The organism is Xanthobacter nonsaccharivorans (assembly GCF_043194755.2).
Classification (GTDB): domain Bacteria; phylum Pseudomonadota; class Alphaproteobacteria; order Rhizobiales; family Xanthobacteraceae; genus Xanthobacter; species Xanthobacter autotrophicus_G.
The window spans coordinates 5,014,685-5,037,812 of sequence record NZ_CM195526.1 but is presented as its reverse complement, the minus strand read 5'-3'; the positions used below and the strand labels follow the sequence as shown (position 1 = coordinate 5,037,812).

General features: G+C 70.5%; 16 protein-coding genes and 1 other RNA gene. 8 read left to right on the top strand and 9 right to left on the bottom strand.

What is annotated here, in order from left to right:
- Positions 1 to 156 precede the first annotated feature (156 nt).
- The 4 genes from V5F59_RS23055 (at position 157) to V5F59_RS23040 (ending at position 7,193) form a co-directional block, all read left to right on the top strand.
- A complete protein-coding gene (locus V5F59_RS23055; RefSeq protein ID WP_393982760.1) occupies positions 157 to 723 on the top strand; it encodes an O-acetyl-ADP-ribose deacetylase in 567 nt (188 codons plus the stop codon).
- Positions 683 to 1,501, top strand: a complete 819-nt coding sequence (locus V5F59_RS23050) for an RluA family pseudouridine synthase (protein ID WP_393982759.1) — start codon at positions 683 to 685, stop codon at positions 1,499 to 1,501. Before V5F59_RS23055 ends, V5F59_RS23050 begins: the two co-directional genes overlap by 41 nt.
- 197 nt (positions 1,502 to 1,698) lie before the next feature.
- The gene (locus tag V5F59_RS23045) at positions 1,699 to 4,338 is read left to right on the top strand and encodes a TIGR02302 family protein (RefSeq protein WP_393982758.1); all 2,640 of its coding nucleotides are present in this window, start codon (positions 1,699 to 1,701) and stop codon (positions 4,336 to 4,338) included.
- 125 nt (positions 4,339 to 4,463) lie between these two features.
- Positions 4,464 to 7,193 (top strand): bifunctional diguanylate cyclase/phosphodiesterase, encoded by a 2,730-nt coding sequence (locus V5F59_RS23040; protein WP_393982757.1) that lies wholly within the window; start codon positions 4,464 to 4,466, stop codon positions 7,191 to 7,193.
- A gap of 136 nt (positions 7,194 to 7,329) precedes the next feature.
- Here the strand turns inward: V5F59_RS23040 and V5F59_RS23035 are convergent, their stop codons facing one another.
- The 6 genes from V5F59_RS23035 to V5F59_RS23010 all read right to left on the bottom strand — a co-directional run bounded on the left by V5F59_RS23035 (position 7,330) and on the right by V5F59_RS23010 (position 13,704).
- Complete coding sequence (locus V5F59_RS23035; protein WP_393982756.1) at positions 7,330 to 7,776, bottom strand: NfeD family protein; 447 nt, start codon at positions 7,774 to 7,776, stop codon at positions 7,330 to 7,332.
- A 5-nt stretch (positions 7,777 to 7,781) separates the two neighbouring features.
- Entirely contained in the window at positions 7,782 to 8,777 is a 996-nt protein-coding gene (locus tag V5F59_RS23030; protein WP_393982755.1) for an SPFH domain-containing protein, read from the bottom strand.
- A gap of 223 nt (positions 8,778 to 9,000) precedes the next feature.
- Positions 9,001 to 10,005 carry an esterase-like activity of phytase family protein gene (locus V5F59_RS23025; protein WP_393982754.1) on the bottom strand — a complete coding sequence of 335 codons (1,005 nt, stop codon included), beginning with the start codon at positions 10,003 to 10,005 and terminating at the stop codon, positions 9,001 to 9,003.
- On the bottom strand, positions 10,002 to 11,906 hold the full coding sequence (gene cobT, locus V5F59_RS23020; protein WP_393982753.1) for a cobaltochelatase subunit CobT: 1,905 nt from the start codon (positions 11,904 to 11,906) through the stop codon (positions 10,002 to 10,004). Before cobT ends, V5F59_RS23025 begins: the two co-directional genes overlap by 4 nt.
- Positions 11,907 to 11,993: 87 nt before the next feature.
- Entirely contained in the window at positions 11,994 to 12,977 is a 984-nt protein-coding gene (cobS, locus tag V5F59_RS23015; protein WP_393982752.1) for a cobaltochelatase subunit CobS, read from the bottom strand.
- Positions 12,978 to 13,080: 103 nt separating this feature from the next.
- Positions 13,081 to 13,704 carry a J domain-containing protein gene (locus V5F59_RS23010; protein ID WP_393982751.1) on the bottom strand — a complete coding sequence of 208 codons (624 nt, stop codon included), beginning with the start codon at positions 13,702 to 13,704 and terminating at the stop codon, positions 13,081 to 13,083.
- 219 nt (positions 13,705 to 13,923) lie between these two features.
- Between V5F59_RS23010 and V5F59_RS23005 the strand changes: the two genes are divergently transcribed.
- The 3 genes from V5F59_RS23005 (at position 13,924) to gyrB (ending at position 17,551) form a co-directional block, all read left to right on the top strand.
- Complete coding sequence (locus tag V5F59_RS23005) at positions 13,924 to 14,223, top strand: BolA family protein (protein ID WP_393982750.1); 300 nt, start codon at positions 13,924 to 13,926, stop codon at positions 14,221 to 14,223.
- 83 nt (positions 14,224 to 14,306) lie between these two features.
- On the top strand, positions 14,307 to 15,056 hold the full coding sequence (queC, locus tag V5F59_RS23000) for a 7-cyano-7-deazaguanine synthase QueC (RefSeq protein WP_393982749.1): 750 nt from the start codon (positions 14,307 to 14,309) through the stop codon (positions 15,054 to 15,056).
- Between the two features lie 53 nt (positions 15,057 to 15,109).
- On the top strand, positions 15,110 to 17,551 hold the full coding sequence (gene gyrB / locus V5F59_RS22995; RefSeq protein ID WP_393982748.1) for a DNA topoisomerase (ATP-hydrolyzing) subunit B: 2,442 nt from the start codon (positions 15,110 to 15,112) through the stop codon (positions 17,549 to 17,551).
- A 12-nt stretch (positions 17,552 to 17,563) separates the two neighbouring features.
- On the opposite strand, the gene V5F59_RS22990 is transcribed toward gyrB, so the two are convergent.
- The 3 genes from V5F59_RS22990 to ligA all read right to left on the bottom strand — a co-directional run bounded on the left by V5F59_RS22990 (position 17,564) and on the right by ligA (position 20,926).
- Positions 17,564 to 18,316 (bottom strand): DUF429 domain-containing protein, encoded by a 753-nt coding sequence (locus V5F59_RS22990; protein WP_393982747.1) that lies wholly within the window; start codon positions 18,314 to 18,316, stop codon positions 17,564 to 17,566.
- A 51-nt stretch (positions 18,317 to 18,367) separates the two neighbouring features.
- Positions 18,368 to 18,738, bottom strand: an RNA gene (gene rnpB, locus V5F59_RS22985) — RNase P RNA component class A.
- A 49-nt stretch (positions 18,739 to 18,787) separates the two neighbouring features.
- Entirely contained in the window at positions 18,788 to 20,926 is a 2,139-nt protein-coding gene (gene ligA, locus V5F59_RS22980; RefSeq protein WP_393982746.1) for an NAD-dependent DNA ligase LigA, read from the bottom strand.
- A gap of 164 nt (positions 20,927 to 21,090) precedes the next feature.
- Between ligA and V5F59_RS22975 the strand changes: the two genes are divergently transcribed.
- Entirely contained in the window at positions 21,091 to 23,088 is a 1,998-nt protein-coding gene (locus tag V5F59_RS22975) for a cytochrome c (RefSeq protein WP_393982745.1), read from the top strand.
- The last annotated feature ends 40 nt before the right edge of the window (positions 23,089 to 23,128 follow it).

The window sequence follows — 23,128 nt, the reverse complement described above, 5'->3', positions numbered from 1 at the left end:
ACGGGTTCCTTGCTGAACCGTCCAACTCTGACGATCCTGGGGCCCTGCCCTTTCGATATGTGCGAGGGCGACGCATCGATCATGTGGAACCGTTCCGCGGGTCCATATGATCGGATCCCGCTCCCGAGGAAAATCACGTCCGCGAGCCCGACCGGAATGCAGCCTACCCCCGCTTTTTTCCTTGAGCCCGGCCGCGGCGCGCGCCTTGAGATCCATGTGGGCGACATCACGCGCCTTGCCACCGACGCCATCGTGAACGCCGCCAATGCCAGCCTGCTCGGCGGCGGCGGGGTGGACGGGGCCATCCACCGGGCGGCGGGGCCGGAGCTGCTGGCCCATTGCCGCACGCTGGGGGGCTGCCCCACGGGCGCGGCGCGCCTCACCCCGGGCTTCCGCCTGCCGGCGCGGCACATCATCCATGCGGTGGGGCCGGTCTGGCGCGGCGGCGGGGCAGGGGAGGACGAACTGCTCGCCTCCTGCTACCGCGAGAGCCTGCGGCTGGCGGACGACGCGTCCCTCGGCTCCCTCGCCTTCCCCGCCATCTCCACCGGCGTCTATGGTTTTCCGCCGGAGCGCGCGGCCCCACTGGCGGTCGGCGCCGTCCTCGCCCATCTTGGGGCTCCCGGCAGCGTCTCCCGCGTGGTGTTCTGCTGCTTCTCACGAGAGACCGCCGACCTGCATCATGACGCCTTCCGCGCCCTCGGCCTCGCGCCCCGCCCCTGACGCCGCCGCGCCGGGCACCCCCGCACTGGTCTCCCCCACGCTGGACTTGCCGGTCCTGCATCGGGACGGCCTGATGCTGATCATCGACAAGCCCCACGGCCTGCCGGTGCATGTCGGGCCGAAGGGCGGCGAGACCCTGGCCGACCATCTCGATGCCCTGCGCTTCGGCCTGCCCCGCGCGCCCGAGCTGGCGCACCGGCTGGACAAGGACACCTCCGGCTGCCTGGTGCTGGGCCGCCATGCCAAGGCCCTGGCGCTGCTGGGCAAGCTGTTCGCCACCGGGGCGGTGGGCAAGACCTACGTGGCCCTCACCCATGGCGCGCCAGAGGCGGACGAGGGCCGCATCGACCAGCCGCTCGCCAAGCGCTCGCCCCATCGCGGCTGGTGGATGCAGGCGGTGGCCAAGGGCACGCCCGGCGCGCAGGAGGCCATCACCGACTATCGCGTGCTCCACCGCGCCGGCGGTCTCGCCGTGGTGGCCCTCTCGCCGGTCACGGGGCGCACCCACCAGCTGCGCGCGCATCTGTCGAACCTTGGCCACCCCATCCTCGGCGACACCATCTACGGCGGCGCCTCGCGCCTGCCGGGCGGGCCGAAGCTGCACCTGCACTCCCGCCGCATCGTGGTGCCGCTGGCGAGGAACGGCCCGCCGGTGGATGTGAGCGCCCCTTTGCCGCCGCATATCTGCGAGACGCTCGGATTGCTCGGCATTCCCGCGGACGAGATCGGCCGCGCGGCCGATGCCTGGAGTCCGGGCAAAGGAACGGGCAAGGGCTGAGGCGCGATCGACCCGCCCCGCGGGGCGGCCGGGCCGTGACCGAGTTGTGAGGACCTTGGCGCCCCCCTCCACTGGCCCGCTCCTTGCGCTGTGTTAAGCTGGTTTTTCGTGACCGCCGGAGCCGATCCGGCGTCGAAGGCCCCGAGAGCCCGGATGCGCCCGCGCGCAATCTCCGTGGGAGAGGAAAGGGGGAAAGTGTGAGCGCACCACGCGACGGGACGCACCCGCGTTCGCCGGAAGACGACGCCCGTCTTCTGCTCGCCCGCGCCACCCGCCGTGCCCGCCTCGCCGTGTTCTGGGAACAGGCCTGGCCCGCGCTCGTGCGCGTGGGGGTGGTGCTGGCCGCCTTCCTCGCCGTCTCCTTCGCCGGCCTGTGGCTCGCCGCGCCCGTGGTGCTGCGCATCCTCGGCGTCATCGCCTTCGCCGTGCTCCTCGTGCTCGCCGCCCGCCCGCTCCTCGCCCTGCGCTGGCCGGGCCGGGAGGAAGCGGTGGCGCGGCTCGACCGGCACAGCGCCCGGGCGCACCGGCCGGCCACCGCCATTTCCGATTCCCTCGCCACGCGGCCGGACGATCCGGTGGGCGCCGCGCTGTGGCGGGCGCACCTGTCGCGGGCGCTCGCCGCCGCGCGCGTCCTGAAGGCCGGCGCGCCGGCGCCGGGCCTCGCCCGCCGCGACCCCCGGGCCTTCCGGGCGCTGGCGCTGCTGGCGCTGGTGGCGAGCTTCTTCATGGCCCCGGGCGAGCATCTCTCCCGCCTGTCCGCGGCCTTCGACTGGCGGGCCCTGACCCCGCCCGCCCCCTATCGCCTCGACGCCTGGGTGGACCCGCCGGCCTATACCGGCCGCCCGCCCGTGGTGCTGCCCGGCCTGCGCTCGGATGATCCCACCTCGTTGAGCGCCACCGCCCTCCAGGTGCCGGCGGGCAGCGTGCTGGTGGTGCGCGGCGCCGGCATCGACGTGACCGCCCTGAAGCTCGAAGGCGGCATCGCCGAGGTGGTGCCCGAGGCCGAGGAGCCGGCCGCTGCGACGCCTCCCGTTTCCAAGTCCGCGCCCAAGCCGGCCGCCAGGCCCGCCCCCGCCCGGCCGGAGGCGCCCGCCCTCGCCGCGGGCGAGCACCGCTATGTGATCAAGGGCGACGCCGACGTCTCCTTCCTCAGCCCGGACCAGCGGCGCCTCTCCTGGCATTTCAAGGCGGTGCCGGACCTGAAGCCCACCATCGCCTTCACCAAGGATCCGCAGACCCTCCAGCGCAACCAGCTCGGCCTCGCCTACAAGGTGGAGGACGACTACGGGGTGAAGGAGGCCGAGGCCACGTTCGAGGCCATTCCGGCCGAGCCGGGCCTGTTCCCGCGCCCCGGCGCCGCCCCGCCGCGCGCCGCGCACCCCCTCGTGCCGCCTCCCGACTTCAAGCTGGTGCTGCCCCCCGGCGGCCGCACCGGCAGCGCCCAGACCACCAAGGACCTTGTCGCCCATCCCTGGGCCGGCAGCCGGGTGAAGGTGACGCTGACCGCCCGCGACGAGGCCGGCAACACCGCCTCGAGCGAGACCAAGGTGACGCGGCTTCCCGCCCGCACCTTCACCAAGCCGCTGGCCCGCGCCCTCATCGACGAGCGCCGCCGCCTCGCCTTCGATGCCAACGTCCGCCCCCGCACCGTGCGGGCGTTGGAGGCGCTGAGCTTCGCCCCGGAGGTGTTCAAGCCGGCCGCCGGCGAATATCTCGGCCTGCGCACGGCTCTCGCCCAGGCGCGCTTCGCACGCACCGACGACGACCTGCGCGCCCTCGTGGACCATCTGTGGGAAATGGCCGTGCGCATCGAGGACGGCACGCTGAGCGACGCGGAGCGCGCCTTGAGGGACGCCCAGCAGGCCCTGCGCGACGCATTGGAGCGCGGCGCCCCGGAGGAGGAGATCCGCCGCCTCACCCAGGACCTGCGCGCCGCCCTCGATCGCATGATCCAGCAGCTGCAGCGCGAGGCGGAGCGCGACGGCGGCACCGACCGGCGCATGCTCGACGCCGAGACCCGGGTGATCCGGCCCCAGGACCTCCAGCGCATGCTGGACCAGATCGAGAATCTCGCCCGCTCCGGCAACCGCGACGCCGCCCGCCAGCTGCTCGACCAGCTGCAGGCGCTGATGGAGAACATCAAGCCGGGGGGGCGCCAGGCCAACCGCCAGCCGTCGGAGCTGGACAAGATGATCCAGGAGCAGCTGCGCCTGCGCGACCGCACCTACCAGCAGCGCCAGGGCCAGCGCGGCCAGCAGGGGCAACAGGGCCAGCAAGGGCAGCAAGGCCAGCAGGGACAGCCGGGCGAGAACAGCTTCGGCGAGCTGCAGCAGAACCAGCAGGAGCTGCGCCGCCGCCTGCGCCAGCTGCTCGACCGCATGGAGCAGGGCCGCGGGCAGACTGGCGATCCTTCCGGCGACGGCGATCCCTCCCAGGGGGCCATGGACCGGGCGGGCGATGCCCTTGGCCGGGCGGAGGGGGCCATGCGCGAGGCGGAGGAGGCCCTGGGCCGCGGCGACGGGCAGAACGCGCTCGATGCCGAGGGCCGGGCGCTCCAGGCCCTGGGCCAGGGCAACCAGGCCATGAAGGAAGCCCAGCGCGGCAACAACGGCCCCGGTCCCGGCGGGCCGGGCGAGGAGGCCAACCAGCGCACCGACCCGCTCGGCCGCCCGCTCCGCAACCAGGACTATGGCGACGACTTCACCGTGAAGGTGCCCGACGAGGTGGACAGCCAGCGCGCCCGCCGCGTGCTGGAGGAATTGCGCCGCCGCCTGGAGCAGCCGGAACGCCCGCAGCTGGAGCTCGATTATCTGGAGCGATTGCTCAAGGGCCTCTGATCTTTAACCCACGCAGGAGAAATTCCGCCGCGGCTTGTGCTTGAGCTTGGCTTGTCCACCCGGCTTCGGCTCTATTGTCAGCGGGATGGCCCGGGGTGGGCTGCGGTGGCGTTATGCGGGATGACATGGCCGGTACCGATGCGGACGTCCTCGTGCCCGGTCCGAAATCGAGGCCGGCCGAGATCGCATCCGCCACGACGCGGCTGATCTACGGCGCGGCGGCGGTGCTTTGCCTCGCCATTGTCACCCTCGCCGTCCTGTCGGCAGACCAGCTTCACCTGCGCGCCTTCAACCTTGCCGGCGCGGGCATCGCCCAGACGGCGAACGTCGCCACGCGCCTGGCGGATACCGCGTTTTCCGCGGTCAGCACGCTCCAGTCCGCGGCCATCGCCGAGCTGGGGGCGGACATCGCCACCGTCGAGGGATTCGCGCGCGGCGCGCGGGCGCTGCCGCGGGATTTCCTGCTCGGCGGCGCCGCGGCCCTGCCTTACGTCTCCGGACTTCTGCTGGCGGACGGGGCGGGCCAGATCCAGTCCACCACCTTGTCCTCCACCCTTTCGCAGAAGGTGCTGCGGGAGGTGCATTTCGACCGGCTGAAGCCCTCGTCGGAGGGCGATGTGCGCCTCACCGGGCCGATCCGTGATGCGGATGGCGGTCTTCTGTTCGGCGTGGTGCGCCCGCTGTTCGGCGCCGGGGGCGTGTGCACCGGCGTGGTGGTGGCGGTGGTCAGCATCGATGTGCTGGAGAGCCTTCTCGCCCAGTTCACCATGAACGAGGACGATCGCGTCGCCCTGATGGCCACGGACGGCACCGTCCTCGCCAGCGCCCCCCATTGGGAGGGCCTCGTGGGGCAGCGGGTCCCGGCCGACATGCTGGTGAGCCAGGGGCCGCAGAGCTTCAACGTGGGCATTTCGCTGTTCGACGGCACGAAGCGCCTGATGGCGATGCGACGCCTCGGCACGCTGCCGGCCTACGCCGGCGCCGGCACCGATTTCTCGGCGGCGATGGCGCCGTGGCGGTTCCAGATGCGGCTGATCGTCGGCGCCACCGTGCTGCTGATGGTGTCTCTCGGGGCCCTTGCCGTGCTGGCGACGCGGCACCGGCGCAGCCTCGCCTCCCTGGAGGAGGCCCGGGAGGCCGAGCGCATGGCGCGGGCCCGCCTCGCCTATGCGGCGGAGCGGCAGCGGATGCAGGACGAGCGCGACCTGGAGCGGGTGCGGTTCGCCACCGCCATCCAGGGTCTTCCGCAGGGTCTGTGCTGCTACGATGCCGACAGCCGGCTGGTGGTCTCGAACGCGCGCTACGCAGAGCTCTACCGGGTGTCGCCGGAGCTCATCCGCCACGGCATGACCCTTGCCGAGGTGGTGGCGCTGCGCGCGGCGCAGGGCGCGTGCGCCGACATGTCGATGGAGGAATATCTTTCCTGGCGCAGCGATATCGTCGCCGCCGGCGCCCAGAGCGAGACGACGGTGAAGCTGTCGGACGGGCGCATGCTCGTCATCAAGCACCAGAACCTGCCCGGCGGCGGCTGGGTGGCGACCCACGAGGACGTCACCGACCAGCGGCGCACCGCCGCCTTGCTCTCGCACATGGCGCTGCACGATTCCCTCACCGGCCTGCCCAACCGCGTGCTGTTCCGCGAGCGGCTCGACGCGGCGGTGGCGGCGCGGGCGCCGTCCAGCGCGTTTGCCGTGCTGCTGCTCGACCTCGACCATTTCAAGACCATCAACGACAGCCTCGGGCACAGCGCCGGAGACCGCCTGCTGCAGCAGGTGGCGCAGCGCCTCGGCACCGTGATCGGTCCCCGGGACGTGCTGGCCCGCCTCGGGGGCGACGAGTTCGGCGTGCTGCAGGACGCGCTGGAGCAGCCGGCCGAGGCCTTCGCCCTCGCCGGCCGGCTGATTGCCGCCTTGCAGGAGCCGTTCGACCTGGACGGGCACCCGGTGGTGGTCGGCGCCACCATCGGCATCGCCGAGGTGCCGCTGGTGGGCGCGGACCCGGAGGACCTGCTGAAATGCGCCGATCTCGCCCTCTATCGGACCAAGGACGAGGGCCGCGGGCACTACCGGCTGTTCGAGCCGCAGATGAAGGCGAGCGTGCAGCGCCGTCGCAGCCTGGAGGTGGACCTGCGCCGGGCGGCCGCCAATGGCGAGTTCGAGGTCTACTACCAGCCGGTGGTGGCGGTGCCGACGCGGCAGGTGGTGGGCCATGAGGCGCTGCTGCGCTGGCACCACCCGGTGCGGGGGCGGATCCCGCCGGACCATTTCATTCCGCTGGCCGAGGAGATCGGCGTCATCGAGCCCATCAGCGAATGGGTGCTCGCACAGGCCTGCGCGGTGGCCGCGGCGCGGCCCGAGGTGGGGCGCATCGCCGTCAACCTCTCCGCGGGCCAGTTCACCAGCCGTCGCACCAACCTGGTGCAGCAGATCTGCGCCGCACTGGCCGCCAGCGGCCTGCCTCCCGGCCGGCTCGAGCTGGAGATCACCGAGACCATGCTGCTGAAGGACACCGACGCCGTGCTCGCCACCCTGCACGCTCTGAAGGGGCTGGGGGTGAGCATCGCCATGGACGACTTCGGCACCGGCTTCTCGTCCCTCGATTATCTCACCCGCTTCCCGTTCGACCGGGTGAAGGTGGACCGCAGCTTCATCCATACCCTCGCCCATGAAAATCCGCTGGTGCTGCGCGCGCTGAACGAGCTGTGCCGTGCCTTCAGCATGCATGTGACCGCCGAGGGCGTGGAGACGGAGCAGCAGTACCGGGCGGTGATCGCCTCCGGCTACACCGAGGCGCAGGGCTTCCTGTTCGGCCGGCCGGAGCCGCGCTTCAGCTCGGTTCCCCGTCCGCCGCGATAGCGGCGCGGCTGGAGCATTTCCGCGGGTCTCGAATCGCGAAAATGCTCCACCTCGTTGTTTTCTCGCATTTTCTTCACGCGAGCCGGGATCTGCTGCGCATCGAAAATGCGCGAGGCGGGGCCGGGCAGGGTTGGGGTCAGCGTTCCGCCGCGGCCACCTTCAGCACCGGCCCATCCGCCGCCACCACTCTCACATCCTGTCCCGCGGGCAGGTCCGGGCCCTCGATCCGCCAGACCGTGTCATCGATGCGAACACGGCCGATGCCGTCCTCTATGGGGGCGTCGAGGGTGAAGACGCGGCCCACGAAGCCTTCCGCCCGTCGATTGAGGAACGGCCGGTCCGAGGCCTTGCCCGGCGCCGGCGTGACCTTGCGGCCGATCATCACCGCCACCACGGCGAGCACGGCGAAGGCCACCACCTCCCCCTGCCAGGGCAGGCTCACCGCATAGGCGAGCGCGCCGGTGACCAGGGCGGCGATGCCGAGCCACACGAGGAAGGCGCCGGGCGCGGCGATCTCCGCCAGCAGCAGCACGCCGCCGATGACGAACCAGGCCCAGGGGCCGAGATGGTCGACGAGGGACATGGCCGTCACGCCACCGGCGCGGTCGTCGGGCCGGTGGGCCGCCGCGCGCCAGGAGGGGGCGCTTTCGGCGTACCGGTGCCGTCGCCGCCGAAGGCGTTGCGCGCGATCTCGCCGATGCCGGCGAGGGAGGAGAGCAGCGCTGTCCCCTCGTAGGGCACCAGCACCACCTTCTGGTTCGGCGAAGCGCCGAGCGTCTCGAACGCCTTCACGTACTTCTCGGCGATATAATAGTTGAGCGCCGCCGGATCGCCGCTCGCCACGGCGGCCGAGAGCACCTGCGTCGCCTTGGCCTCGGCTTCGGCCAGGCGCTCGCGCGCCTCCGCGTCGCGGAAAGCGGCTTCGCGCCGGCCCTCGGCCTGCAGGATCTGGCCCTGCTTCTGGCCTTCCGCCTTCAGGATCTCGGACTGCCTGAGGCCCTCGGCCTCGAGGATGGCGGCGCGCTTCTCGCGCTCGGCCTTCATCTGCCGGGCCATGGCGTTCACCAGATCGGCGGGGGGCACGATGTCCTTGATCTCGATGCGGTTGATCTTCACGCCCCAGGGCGAGGCGGCGGCATCCACCACGGCGAGCAGGCGCACGTTGATCTCGTCGCGGTGGGAGAGCAGCTGGTCGAGGTCCATGGAGCCCATGACCGTGCGGATGTTGGTCATGGTCAGCGCCAGGATGGCGGTGTCGAGGCGGGCGACCTCATAGCTGGCGCGGGCGGCATCGAACACCTGGAAGAAGGCCACGCCGTCCACGGTGATGGTCGCGTTGTCCTTGGTGATGACCTCCTGGCTGGGGACGTCGAGCACCTGCTCCATCACGTTCACGCGGTTGCCGATGCGGTCGATGAAGGGAACGATGAGGTTGAGGCCGGGCTGCAGCGTCTTGGTGTACCGGCGGAAGCGCTCGACGGTGAACTGATAGCCCTGGGGCACCGTCTTCACGCCGGCGAACACCACCGCGATGGCGAGCAGAAGCAGGATGATGACGAAAAGGTTCGGGCCGATCTCGATCATGGATGGATGCCCCTGATCCGGCCCCCTGTGGCCGGCTGGGGGCATATGGGCATGCAGGCGGGAGCGGGGCAAGGCCATGGTAACATGGTAATGTCAGACGTTGGCGCCGGAACGAATCGCTGACTCGGCGCGCGCAGCGATTCGCCCTCCCTTTGTTCCGCTTCCGTTCGCTTCGTGCGCGCGCCGGCGTCCCATCGCGGCACGCGCGCCCCGGACAGGGCGCTCAGTCGGCGATCACGGCGAAGCGCAGCAGGATGGTGCGCTGGAGGGGATTGAAATTGTCGTCGGACACGAGGGTCAGGAGGGTCTCGCCGCCGGCGCCGGTGGTGACGGCGAGGCCTTCCATGTTGTCGATCTCGTAGCCCATGTCGAAGGTGCCGAGCACCTCGCCCACGAGCCGCGTGCCCGGCTTCACCTCGGCCAGCTGGAAGCGGCGGATCTGCATCTTCACGCCGGTGGTCACCGCATAGTGCCGCTCCAGCAGGTACATCTCGCCCGCCGGGCCGAGGGCGAGGTCGGTGGCGTTGAAGACGCCGCTCTTCGCCACGGTGAAATTGCCCGGCTTGCGTCCGCCGATGATGAAGCCCGGCAGGTCCGCGGTCTTGTCCGCGCCTTCCTCGCCGATGCCGACGAGCGCCCCCTGGAGCGGGCCGGAGGGGATGAAGGCGAGGCTTTCGAGGCCGAGGTTGCGGCGCAGGTTGCGGATCCCCGGCGCCGGCACCATGGCTCCGGCCTTGCCGAGGGGATCGGGCGGATAGCGCCAGATCTCGTTCACGTCCTCCATGGCCACATAGACGCCGTCCGGCCCCACGGCGAGGGCCTCCACGTCGCCGCGCCCGCGCGTCGCCTGCGGCCGGCCGGCCTGGTCGAGCACGGCGGCGGCCTTCACCTCGGACAGGCCGGTGGGCGTGTCGCCATCCGTGTCGAGGTGGCCGGAGAGGAAGACGCCGGCGTCGGTCACCGCCAGGAAACGGCCGCTGCCGCTCAGGGAGAAGCCGGAGATGCCGCCGAAGCCCCTGAAGTCGGACGTCAGCACCAGCCCGCCGCGGAAGGCGAGGGCGCCGAAGCGGGCGGTCTCGTCGCCGGGATGGAAGGTGCGGATGGGCTGCGCCGTGACCGTGATGGCCTCGGGCGTGGCCGGCAGGGCCAGGGGCTTCGACAGGGCGACGCCCGCGAGCGCGACGAGCAGCGCGCCCGCCGTCAGTGCGAATGCGCCGCGCCGCCTCAATGGAGTCGGCCGCGCTGGGTGCCGCCGCGTCCGCCGCCAGGGGCGCCGGCCTCCTCGAACAGCTCGGCGAGCTTCTCCGTCATCACGCCGCCCAGCTCCTCCGCGTCCACGATGGTCACGGCGCGGCGGTAGTAGCGCGTCACGTCATGGCCGATGCCGATGGCGATGAGCTCCACCGGCGAGCGGGTCTCGATCTCGGAGATGATGTGCCGCAGGTGCCGTTCCAGATAGTTGCCGGCGTTCACCGAGAGCGTCGAATCGTCCACCGGCGCGCCGTCGGAGATCATCATCAGGATGCGCCGGGCCTCGGTGCGGCCGAGCAGGCGCTTGTGCGCCCAGTCGAGCGCCTCGCCGTCGATGTTCTCCTTGAGCAGGCCCTCGCGCATCATCAGGCCGAGGTTGCGTCGGGCCCGCCGCCAGGGGGCGTCCGCCGCCTTGTAGACGATGTGGCGCAGATCGTTGAGGCGGCCGGGGGCGGCCGGCTTGCCGGCGGCGAGCCATGCCTCGCGGGACTGGCCGCCCTTCCACGCCTTGGTGGTGAAGCCCAGCACCTCCACCTTCACCCCGCAGCGCTCAAGCGTGCGGGCGAGGATGTCGGCGCAGGTGGCGGCCACCGTGATGGGCCGCCCGCGCATGGAGCCGGAATTGTCGATGAGCAGCGTCACCACCGTGTCGCGGAAGTCGGTGTCCCGCTCCCGCTTGAAGGAGAGCGCGGCCATGGGGTCCATGATGACGCGGGGCAGGCGCGCGGGGTCGAGCACGCCTTCCTCCAGGTCGAACTCCCAGGCGCGGTTCTGCTGCGCCATCAGCCGCCGCTGCAGGCGGTTGGCGAGGCGCGCCACCACCCCCTGGAGGTGGGCGAGCTGCTTGTCGAGATAGGACCTCAGCCGCGTCAGCTCCTCGGGGTCGCACAGGTCCTCGGCCGAGACCTCCTCGTCGAACTTGGTGCTGAAGGCGTGGTATTCCGGCCCGCGGGTATCGTGGGTGACGGGCGGGCGCGGCGACCAGGGCTCGGCCGGCTCCTCGCTGTCGCCGAGCTCGGTGCCATCGGGCGTCTCGGCGGGCGGCGCGGCGTCGCTCTCGGTGGCGCTGTCGGGCATCTCCTCCTCGGAGAGCTCGGCCTCCATCTCGGTGGCGCCCTGCTGGCTCTGGTCCTCCTGGGCGTCGCCGCTCTCGCCGCCCTCTTCCTCGGCGCCGCCCTCGCTCTCCTGGTCCTCGGGCTCCTTGTCGGTGTCGAGGCCGCTTTCCTCGCCCATGTCGAGGGAGGCGAGCAGGTCGCGGGCGATCTCGCCGAACCGCTTCTGGTTCTCCAGGCTGTCGAGGAGGCGGGAGAGGTCGCCCTCGGCGCGCGCCTCGATATAGGGGCGCCAGAGGTCCACCAGCTTGCGCGCGTCGGCCGGCGGGGCCTCGCCGGTCAGCCGCTCGCGCACGATGAGGGCGATGGCGTCCTCGATGGGCGCCTCGGAGCGCTCGGTGATGTCGGCATAATTGCTGCGGTGGTAGCGGTCGGCGAGCATGGCCGCGAGGTTGCGCTTGGTGCCCGGCATGCGGTTGCCGCCGATGGCTTCCACGCGCGCCTGCTCCACCGCCTCGAACACGGCCCGGGCGGTGTCGCCCTGGGGCAGCATCCTGCGGTGGACGGCGGGGTCGTGGCAGGCGCGGCGCAGGGCGAGGGAATCCGCGTGGCCGCGCACGATGGCCGCATCCTGCGCGGTGAAGCGGCGCGGCGGCTCGGGCAGGCGCACCCGGTCGGGGGCCAGCGCCGGGCGCTCGGACGCGAAGGTGACCTCGAACTCGGAGACGCCGGCAATGGCCTTGAAGCAGCCCGCCACGGCCCGCTTGAAGGGCTCAGCGGGCGCTTCCTTCGGCGCCTTTCCGGGGGTGCGGTTCGTCGGGGCCATCGGCTGCGTCTCGTTGCGGAAGGGTCGGGAGGGGCCGGCGTGAGCCGGCCCTGCGGAGCCTCTGCGGCGGCAGAGGCTCTCGTGCGCTCAGGACAGGGCGATGTTCACCGTGCTCTCGGTGAGCTCCTGGCCGAAGCAGCGCTGGAAGAACTCCGCCACCAGCGGGCGCTCCAGCTCGTCGCACTTGTTCAGGAAGGTGACGCGCAGCGCGAAGGCGATATCGCGGAAGATGTCCGTGTTCTCGGCCCAGGTGATGACCGTGCGCGGGCTCATCACCGTGGAGAGGTCGCCGTTGACGAAGGCCTGGCGGGTGAGGTCCGCGAGCCGGACCATGCGGTTCACCGTGTCGCGCCCTTCCGGGTTCTGGAAGTGCTTCGCCTTGGCGAGCACGATCTCCACTTCCTTGTCGTGGGCGAGGTAGTTGAGGGCGGTGACGATGGACCAGCGGTCCATCTGCGCCTGGTTGATCTGCTGGGTGCCGTGATAGAGGCCCGTGGTGTCGCCGAGGCCGATGGTGTTGGCGGTGGCGAACAGGCGGAAGGCCGGGTGGGGGCTGATGACGCGGCTCTGGTCGAGCAGGGTCAGCCGGCCGGAGGATTCCAGCACGCGCTGGATCACGAACATCACGTCCGGGCGGCCGGCGTCATATTCGTCGAACACGAGGGCGATGTTGTTCTGGTAGGCCCAGGGCAGGATGCCGTCGCGGAATTCCGTGACCTGCAGGCCGTCCTTCACCACGATCGCATCCTTGCCGATGAGGTCGATGCGCGAGATGTGGCTGTCGAGGTTGATGCGCACGCACGGCCAGTTGAGCCGCGCCGCCACCTGCTCGATATGGGTGGACTTGCCGGTGCCGTGGTAGCCCGTGACCATGACGCGGCGGTTGCGGGCGAACCCGGCGAGGATGGCGAGGGTGGTCGGGCGATCGAACAGATAGTCCGGATCGATCTCGGGCACGTGCGGGTCCGTCTCGGAGAAGGCCGGAACCTCCATGTCGATGTCGATGCCGAATGTCTGGCGCACCGACACCTTCATGTCCGGGGTGGGCGCGATGGTCTGCGTACCGCTCATGACTCCTCCGTCGGCGCGCTTGGCGCGCCCTCTTGTCCTCGTTCGGAGCGGCGGCCTGAAGAAGGCGGCCGCACCCAAAGAAATCCGACAGCCCGTAGGGCGGTCAGCAGAAACCGGCCTGCTTCAGGTTGTTGTAGGCCTGGATGACGTTGCGCAGCCGGTCCTCGGAGGAGCGGTCTCCCCCGTTGGCGTCCGGATGGTGCAGTTTGACCAATTCCTTGTAGCGCGCCTTGATCTCGGCGGCGCCGGCGGACATTTCCAGGCCCATCACCTCCAGCGCCCGGCGCTCGGTGGTGCGGACGATCCGGCCGTCCGGCTCGGGGCGGTCGGCGCGGAAGGCGGCGCCCATCTCGGCGGTGAAGCCGAAGGGGTCGCGCATGCCGTCGGTGCCGTGGCCGCCGTCACGGGAGGTGCGGCCTGCATGCCCGCCGCCCTTGGCTCCCATCTTCCAGGTGGGGCGATGGCCGGTGAGCGCGTCCTTCTGGTAGGCATACACGGCATCGTCGCTCATGCCGGAGAAATAGTTGTAGGACTGGTTGTAGGCCTTCACATGGTCGAGGCAGTAGTGCCAGTACTGGCCCTCCATGTGCCGCCCCTTCGGCGCCTTGTGGGTAGCCTCCTCGGCGCAGCCCGGCCACTGGCAGCCCTGCAGCGTCCGGCGGCTGCGCTGCCGGTCGTCTGCGGGCTTCACCCGGATGCGGTCGAAGAGCGGGGAGTTGAGCTTCATGACACAATGATTATGAGCGCCGTCCCGCGGCGCGGCAAGAAACCCGGCAGCAGACCTGCCAGATTCGGAGCTGAATCCCGCGCCGCCGCGGCCTGAGGCCGGCATGCCGTCGCGAGGATAGGCGGGTTCGCCGAGGAGACATATAATGGCGCCTCCGCGCAAGTGCCATCCGGCGCTGCGCGCCTTCAAAACGTTCCATTTCAGATATTGGATTTCCTGATGTCCCAGACGTCCCTTTCCACCATCCGCCAGACGCTGGAGGCGGGCCTGTCCTCCCCCTCCCTCGAGCTGGAGGACGAGAGCCACAAGCACGCCGGCCATGCGGGTGTGAGCCACCAGCTGAAGGGCAGCCATCGCGGCGACGGCGGCATCACCCACCTTCGGGTCAAGGTGATCTCGCCCGATTTCGCCGGCAAGAGCCGGATCGAGCGCCATCGCATCGTGAACGGCCTGCTTGAGGGCGAGATCGCCAGGGGTCTGCATGCCATCGCCATCGAGGCCAAGGCGCCCGGTGAATGAAGGTCGCCCGGTGAATGAGCGTTTGCCAATGAGCGTTCCCGCATTGAGCGCCGCCATGCGTCACGCCGGCCGGCGGGGGCTTCATGTCTGAGGCCGCCGCTTATTCCGGCGAGGGGGCGCTTGTGCTCTTCTCCGGCGGGCAGGATTCCACCACCTGCCTTGCCTGGGCGCTCGCCCGCTTCGGCTGGGTGGAGACCCTCGGCTTCCATTACGGCCAGCGCCATGCGGTGGAGCTGGAGCGCCGGCCCGTGCTGCGGGAAGCCATCGCCCGCCTCGTGCCCGGATGGGCGGAGCGGCTCGGCGACGATCACCTGCTCGACGTGCCGGTGCTGGGCCAGATCTCCGAGACGGCGCTGACCCGCGACGTGGCCGTCCACATGGAGGCGAACGGCCTGCCCAACACCTTCGTGCCGGGCCGCAACCTGGTGTTCCTCACCTTCGCCGCGGCGCTCGCCTACCGGCGGGGGCTGCGGCACATCGTCGGCGGCATGTGCGAGACCGACTTCTCCGGCTATCCGGACTGCCGCGACGACACCATCAAGGCCATGCAGGTGGCGCTGAACCTCGGCATGGAGAAGCGCTTCGTCCTCCACACGCCGCTCATGTGGATCGACAAGGCGGAGACCTGGCAGCTCGCCGAGCGCCTCGGCGGCCGCTCCCTCGTCGACCTCATCGTGGAAGAAACCCACACTTGCTACCTCGGCGAGCGAGGCAAGAGGCAGGATTGGGGCTATGGTTGCGGCGAATGCCCCGCCTGCCGGTTGCGGGCGGAGGGCTTCTCGCGCTACCGCGCGGCGCGCATGGTGGAAAGCCACGCTGCCGCCAACACATAACCGCCGCTTTGCGCTAGATTTGCAACAAGCCGCTCAACGATTCGAGAACCATCATGGCCGCTCCCGTGCCCGCCGCGTCCCCTGACGATTATGGCGCCCAGTCCATCCAGGTGCTGAAGGGCCTCGACGCCGTCCGCAAGCGCCCCGGCATGTACATCGGCGACACGGACGACGGATCGGGCCTCCACCACATGGTCTACGAGGTGGTGGACAACGCCATCGACGAGGCGCTGGCCGGCTGGGCCAAGGAAGTGACGGTCACCCTCAACGCCGACGGCTCGGTGACCGTGACCGACGACGGCCGCGGCATCCCCACCGGCATCCATGCGGAGGAGGGCGTCTCGGCGGCCGAGGTCATCATGACCCAGCTGCATGCGGGCGGTAAGTTCAACCAGAACTCGTACAAGGTCTCCGGCGGCCTGCACGGGGTGGGCGTCTCGGTGGTGAATGCCCTGTCCACCACCCTCGACCTCACCATCTGGCGCGAGGGCAAGGAGTACTTCATACGCTTCCGCCACGGCGAGGCGGAAGCGCCGCTGAAGGTGACGGGCGAGGCCCCGGCCGGCAAGCGCGGCACCATGGTGACGTTCACGCCGTCGCCCGAGACCTTCACCAGGATCGTGTTCGACTACGCCACCCTGGAGCACCGCCTGCGCGAGCTGGCGTTCCTCAATTCCGGCGTGCTCATCGTGCTCACCGACGCGCGCGGCCCCGACGTGAAGCGCGAGGAGCTGTTCTACGAGGGCGGCGTCGAGGCGTTCGTGAAGTATCTCGACCGCTCCAAGACGGCGCTGATCCAGAAGCCGGTGGTGATCCGCGCGGAGAAGGACGGCATCAGCGTGGAGGCCGCGCTCTCCTGGAACGACGGCTACCACGAGAACGTGCTCTGCTTCACCAACAACATCCCGCAGCGTGACCGCGGCACCCATTTCACCGGCTTCGCCGCCGCCCTGACGCGGCAGGTGCTGGCCTATGCCAATGCCTCCGGCATCGCCAAGAAGGAGAAGGTGGACCCCACCGGCGAGGATTGCCGCGAGGGCCTCACCTGCGTGCTCTCGGTGAAGGTGCCGGATCCGAAGTTCTCCTCCCAGACCAAGGACAAGCTGGTGTCCTCCGAGGTTCGCCCGGTGGTGGAGAGCCTGGTGGGCGAGGCGCTTTCCACCTGGTTCGAGGAGAATCCGGTGGAGGCCAAATCCGTCATCGGCAAGGTGGTGGAGGCCGCCGCCGCCCGCGAGGCCGCCCGCAAGGCCCGCGACCTCACCCGGCGCAAGAGCCCGCTCGATGTCGCCTCCCTGCCCGGCAAGCTCGCCGACTGCCAGGAGCGGGACCCAGCCAAGTCCGAGATCTTCATCGTCGAGGGTGACTCGGCCGGCGGCTCCGCCAAGCAGGGCCGCGACCGCGCCTTCCAGGCGGTGCTGCCGCTCCGCGGCAAGATCCTCAACGTGGAGCGCGCCCGCTTCGACAAGATGCTCTCCTCGGAGCAGATCGGCACGCTCATCACCGCGCTGGGCACCGGCATCGGCCGGGACGACGGGCATTCGGGCGGCTTCGACCTCGCCAAGCTGCGCTACCACAAGATCATCATCATGACGGACGCCGACGTGGACGGCGCCCACATCCGCACCCTGCTGCTCACCTTCTTCTTCCGGCAGATGCCGGAGCTGGTGGATGCGGGCCACCTCTTCATCGCCCAGCCGCCCCTCTACAAGGTGACCCGCGGCAAGTCCGAGACCTATCTGAAGGACGAGAAGGCGCTGGAGGAATACCTCATCACCGCCGGCCTCGACGACGCCTCGCTCCACCTCGCCACCGGCGAGGTGCGCACCGGCGCCGACCTCGCCCATGTGGTGGACGCGGCGCGTCACCTGCGCGCGGCGCTGGGTGGCCTTCATCCCCGCTACAACCGCGCGGTGGCCGAGCAGGCCGCCATCGCCGGCGCGCTGCGCGTCGCGGTGCTCCAGGACGAGGCCGCCGGCATCGCCGCGGCCGCCGAGGTGGCGCTGCGCCTCGATGCCCTGGCGGAGGAGACCGAGCGCGGCTGGACCGGCATCTATGACGAGGCCGGCTATACCTTCTCGCGCTCCGTGCGCGGCGTTGCCGAGGTGGCCCGGCTCGACCATGCCTTCGTCGCCGCGCCCGAGGCGCGCCGGCTGGATTCCCTCGCCCGCGACCTCGACGGCGTGTTCACCGCCGCCGCCACGCTGAAGCGCAGAAGCGACGAGCAGGTGCTGTTCGGCGCCGTGGACCTGTTCGACGCCGTCACCGACGCCGGCCGCAAGGGCCTCTCGCTCCAGCGTTACAAAGGCCTCGGCGAGATGAATCCCGACCAGCTGTGGGAGACCACGCTGGACAAGAACGCCCGCTCCCTGCTGCAGGTGCGGGTGAAGGAAGTGGACGCCGCCGACGACCTGTTCAACCGCCTGATGGGCGACACGGTGGAACCCCGCCGCGAGTTCATCCAGGAGAACGCCCTGCACGCCAGCGTGGACGTGTGAGGCTGCGCGATATTAGGGAATCCAGATGGCGGCGTCCGCGTCGCCATAGGGTTTCGTTCGCCCATTGATGGTTTCGATCCCCACCCAGGCGCATACGATTGCGTCGAGCTTGTCTTCGAACGACTTCAGGACCGCGTTGCTGCTTTCGGGCGCCGGAAGGGGGAGAGCGGCGGCCACGCCCCCAATTTGCGCGTCCAGCGCCAGGCAAATCGAGCGCCATACCGTGAAGAGTCGTTCAAGCCTGTCGAGGCCCGTGGCCGCCGGCCAGTAGCTGCGCCGCTTCCCAACCTTGTAGGGCAGGCGTTCCGCCGCGCCGGTAAGGGCAAGCAGAGCGGGGTGGGGATAGACCTCTATGGTGCAGGGCGGCGAGACGGTCAGGGTCGCGAGCGGATAGCCGGATATGGAAAGATGATTTTGCAGGTCCCGGCCGATAGAGCCTGGGCGGTGCGGTCCGGGGGAATGGGTGCTGCATTTGCGCCGACCGAAGGCCCGTGACACGGCATTGTCTGCCTCCCGCCGGGTCGTGATGGGCCGGCGCGAAAGAGGCATGTCCACGGCGACGATGTCGGGTGGCCGACCTGCGATACGCGCCGAAGCGGCAATGAGATGCCCTGGCGGCGCGGCTGCAGTCTGGCCGGTGAAGTCCGCATAGGAACCGAAGACGCCGGCGAGCCGCCATCCGGCATCCTCATGAACGGCGACGGCCACACCGCTCGGCTGTCGCTCCGTCCAGGCCGCGTCGATCCCCAACACCACCGACGCCATCGGGACGCCTCCGCCACGTGCACGGTTTGTCTTGAAACGCGTTGCGAGCGAAGCACCAGCCGGCCTGTAAGCCGGGTTCTGTACGGCGGGCCATGTGGCCCGCGTGGCGACCATTCCTCTGGGACGCCGGTTGCCCGGCGCCTCTAGCAGTCAACCCGGACGGCGCCCCGTAGACAGGGCTGGTTGCCCGTGCCGTCCCTATTCGACTTTGCTCCCGGTGGGGTTTGCCGTGCCGCTTCCGTTGCCGGTCGCGCGGTGGGCTCTTACCCCACCGTTTCACCCTGGCCCGTGCATGCACGGGTGGTCTGATTTCTGTGGCACTTTCCCTAGGGTTGCCCCCGCCGGACGTTATCCGGCACCGTGTCTGCGTGGAGCCCGGACTTTCCTCGATGCTCGCGCACCGCGGCCGCCCGGCCGGCTGGTGCGGCAGCAATGGGCGTTTGGAGGCGGGGCGTCAAGGGGCGGGGCCGATCACCCCACCAGTTCGAACCACTCGTCCTCGCTGATGACCTGCACGCCGAGGGAGCGCGCCTTGTCCAGCTTCGAGCCGGCGCCGGGGCCCGCCACCACCAGGTCGGTCTTCGCCGAGACGGAGCCGGCCACCTTCGCCCCCAGCCGCTCCGCCATGGCCTTGGCCTCGTCGCGGGTCATCTTCTCCAGCGATCCGGTGAAGACCACCGTCTTGCCGGCCACCGGGCTTTCCGCGGCCACCCGCTCCATGGGCTCCGGGCGCACGTGCGCGAGGAGCGCGGCGACCACCTCCCGGTTGCGCGGCTCGTGGAAGAACTCGATGACAGCTTCCGCCACCACGTCGCCGATGCCGTCGATGGCCAGCATTTCCTGCCACGCCTCGTTGCCCTTGGGGTGTTCCTCGCCGGGGATCGCGGCGGCCAGCGCCCCGGCCTCCAGCGCCTCCACCGTGCCGTAGTGGCGCATCAGGCGCTTGGCGTTGGTCTCGCCCACATGGCGGATGCCGAGGGCGAAGACGAAGCGGTCCACCGCCACCGTGCGACGGGACTGGATCGCCGCGAACAGGTTGGCGGCGGAGGTCTTGCCCCAGCCCTCCCGGTTCTCCAGCCGTTGGAGGCTTTCCTTGTTGCGGGCCTCCAGCGTGAAGATGTCCGCCGGGGACTCGATGAGGTTCCATTCGTAGAAGGCGCGCACCTGCTTCTCGCCGAGCCCCTCGATGTCGAAGGCGTTGCGGGAGACGAAGTGGCGCAGCCGCTCCACCATCTGCGCCGGGCAGACGAGGCCGCCGGTGCAGCGGCGCACCACGTCCACCTTGCCGGTCCTGGTGTCCACCTCGCGCACGGCGTGGGAGCCGCAGACCGGGCAGACATGAGGAAATTCATAGGGCCTGGAGCCGGCCGGCCGCTTCTCCTCCATCACCCGCACCACCTGGGGGATGACGTCGCCGGCGCGCTGGATCACTACCGTGTCGCCGATGCGGATGTCCTTGCGGGCGATCTCGTCCTCGTTGTGGAGGGTGGCGGAGGACACCACCACGCCGCCCACCGTGACGGGCGTGAGCTTCGCCACCGGGGTGAGGGCGCCGGTGCGGCCCACCTGGATCTCGATGTCCTCCAGCACGGTGGAGGCCTGCTCGGCCGGGAACTTGTGGGCGATGGCCCAGCGCGGCGAGCGGGAGACGAAGCCGAGGCGCCGCTGCAGGTCGAGCCGGTCCACCTTGTAGACCACGCCGTCGATGTCATAGGGCAGGGTGGCGCGCTGGGCCTCGATGCTGCGGTAATGGGCGATCAGCTCGGCGGCGCTGGTGGCCCGGATCATCAGCGGGTTGGTGGCAAAGCCCCAGTGGCCGAACGCCTCCACCATGCCGAGCTGGGTCTCGGCGGCCTGGTCGGACGCCTCGCCCCAGGCATAAGCGAAGAATTTCAGCGGCCGCGCCGCGGTGATGGCGGGGTCGAGCTGGCGCAGGGAGCCGGCGGCGGCATTGCGCGGATTGGCGAAGATCTTCTCCTCGTCCGCGGCCTGCCGCGCGTTCAGCGCCTCGAAATCGGCCTTGGCCATGTAGACCTCGCCGCGCACGTCGATGACGTCCGGGACCCCCTTGCCGTGGAGGCGATGGGGGATGTCGGCGATGGTGCGCACGTTGGCGGTCACGTCCTCGCCTTCCGAGCCGTCGCCGCGGGTGGCGGCCACGGCGAGGCGGCCCTCCATGTAGCGCAGGGAGCAGGACAGGCCGTCGATCTTGGGCTCGGAGGTGAAGGCCACCTCGTCCTCGGCCGAGAGATTGAGGAAGCGCTTCACCCGCGCCACGAATTCCTCCACCTCCGCGTCGGAGAAGGCGTTGTCGAGGGAGAGCATGGGCACCGCGTGGCGCACCTTGCCGAACTTCTCGGAGGGGGCGGCGCCCACCCTCCGGGAGAGGCTGTCCTCGCCCTTCAGCCCGGGGAAGCGCACCTCGATGGCGTCGTAGCGCCGGCGCAAGGCGTCATAGTCCGCGTCGGAGACGACGGGGGCGTCCTCGCGGTAATAAGCGGCGTCGTGGCCCCGGATTTCCTCGGCGAGGGCGGCGTGCTCGCTCGCGGCCTCGGCCGGGGAGAGGTCCTCGACCTTCTGGGTGCGGAAGGGCGGTGTGGCAGTGGTCATCAAAGGCCCCTTCGGAACGCGCCGTCGCCCGGGAGCGAACGGTCCCGCCTTATCCCCACTCCCCGGCGCGCGGGCAAGGATCATGGCGATGTTTCGGCCAATGTCGCCCGATTGAAAAATGTCTAAGGTACGGCTCAACCGCGAATCGTCCATGGGGGGATCAAATGGTCAGGGCATCCCGATATTCCCGCAGGCTTGCCGCGCTGGCGGCCGCCAGCTTCCTTTCCGCCGCCGCGCCGGCGCTGGCGCAGCCGGCGGATGATGCGGCCCTGGCGGCCCGCGGCGCATATGTCGCCAAGGCGGCGGACTGCATGCCCTGCCACACCGCCGACAAGTCCAGGCCGTTCGCGGGCGGCCTCGCGCTGAACACGCCCTTCGGCGCCATCTACTCGCCCAACATCACGTCCGACCGCTCCACCGGCATCGGGCTGTGGACCTACGACCAGTTCGTGAACGCGGTGCGCAACGGCATCCGCAAGGACGGGGCCTATCTCTACCCGGCCATGCCGTTCGACGCCTATACCGAGATCACCGACGACGACATGAAGGCCCTGTGGGCCTATGTCCGCTCCATCCCGCCCATTCCCAACACGCCGCCGGCGAACGCGCTGGGCTTCCCCTTCAACATTCGCCTCGGCATGCTGGCGTGGCGCGAGTTGTTCTTCGACCAGGGGCGCTTCCATCCCACCGCCGGCAAGAGCGACGAATGGAACCGCGGCGCCTATCTGGTGAACGCCCTCGGCCATTGCGGCGACTGCCATACGCCGCGCAACCTGATGGGCGCCACCAAGGCCAAGGCGGCCTTCCTCGGCGCCGACGTGGACGGCTTCTGGGCGCCGGACATCGCCACGGCGTCCCTCAAGAAGAACGGCTGGACGCCCGAGACGCTGGCCACCTTCTTCGCCACCGGCTCCGCGCCGGGCAAGACCTCCGTGTTCGGTCCCATGGCCGAGGTGGTGCATGATTCCGTGAGCAAGCTGACGGATGCCGACCGCGCCGCCCTCGTCACCTATCTGTTCGACGCCCCGCCCCCGGCGGACAAGCCGGCCCCGCAGATCGCCTCGCCCTTGCCGGCGAATGTCTATGCCCGCGCCGCCGGGCTCTATGTGGACAATTGCGCCGTCTGCCACATGGACAAGGGCGCCGGCCGCGGCGACACCGTGCCGGCGCTGGCGGGCAACCCCGCCGTGGTCGCCGCCGAGCCCTACAATGTGGTCATGGCGGTGCTGGGCGGCCTGCCGTCGGGCGGCACCTATGGCGCCATGCCCTCCTTCGCCGGCCGGCTCGACGACCAGGAGGTCGCCGACCTCGCCAATTATGTGCGCACCTCCTGGGGCAACACGGCGTCCGCCGACGTGACCACCAGCATGGTCGCGGCCTGGCGGGCCACCGCCCATGTGCCGGACTACGGCACGCAGGCGGCCTCCGCCTTCACCTGCCCGGACGTGGGCGGCGCCCCCGGCTCCGACGGGCCGGACGCGAAGGCGGTGGCGGCGCTCTCGGCCATGATGGCCGGGGGGCAGCGCTCCATCCCCATGATGGTGGACGCCTACAAGGCCGCCTCCGCCACCTCCGGCTCGGGCGCCATCGTCGATGCCCTCACCGCCGCTTATTGCCCGGTGGTGGCCAGGAGCCAGGCGCCCGACTGGCAGAAGTTCGCGGAGCTGCGCCGCTTCACCCTGCAGGCGGCGCTTGAGGTGTCGCGCCGCACGATCAACGGCCCGGTGGACAGCCAGTCCATCGCCTGGGCGCTGCCGGTGGGCAACGGTCTGGTGCTGAAGGAGCCGAAGAGCCTTGTCGCCGCGCTCGCCTGCCCGGCCGACGACGGCAAGGCGGTGCCGGCGGACCTTTCGGCCGCCGCGGCCAAGCTGCTCGGCACGCCCAAGGGCGCGGTGGGCGGCGATGCCGCCGCCACGCTGGCGACGACCCTCTACCAGCAGAACCCGAAGGCCCGTTCGTCCGACGTGGCGAATGCGCTGATCGCGGCCTACTGCCGGGTGGTGGCGACGCAGAAGACCTCGGTGGCCGAGCAGAATGCGCTGCTGAACGGCTTTGCCGGCCAGGTGGTGCAGACCCTGCAGCTGCTGCCGCCCCGCAAGGTGGTGGTGGAGGCGGCGCCCAAGGCCGCCGCAACCCCGGCCGCCCCCGCGAAGAAGAAGTGAGGCCCGCCCGCCGCGGCCCCTCATGCCGCGGCGGTCACAC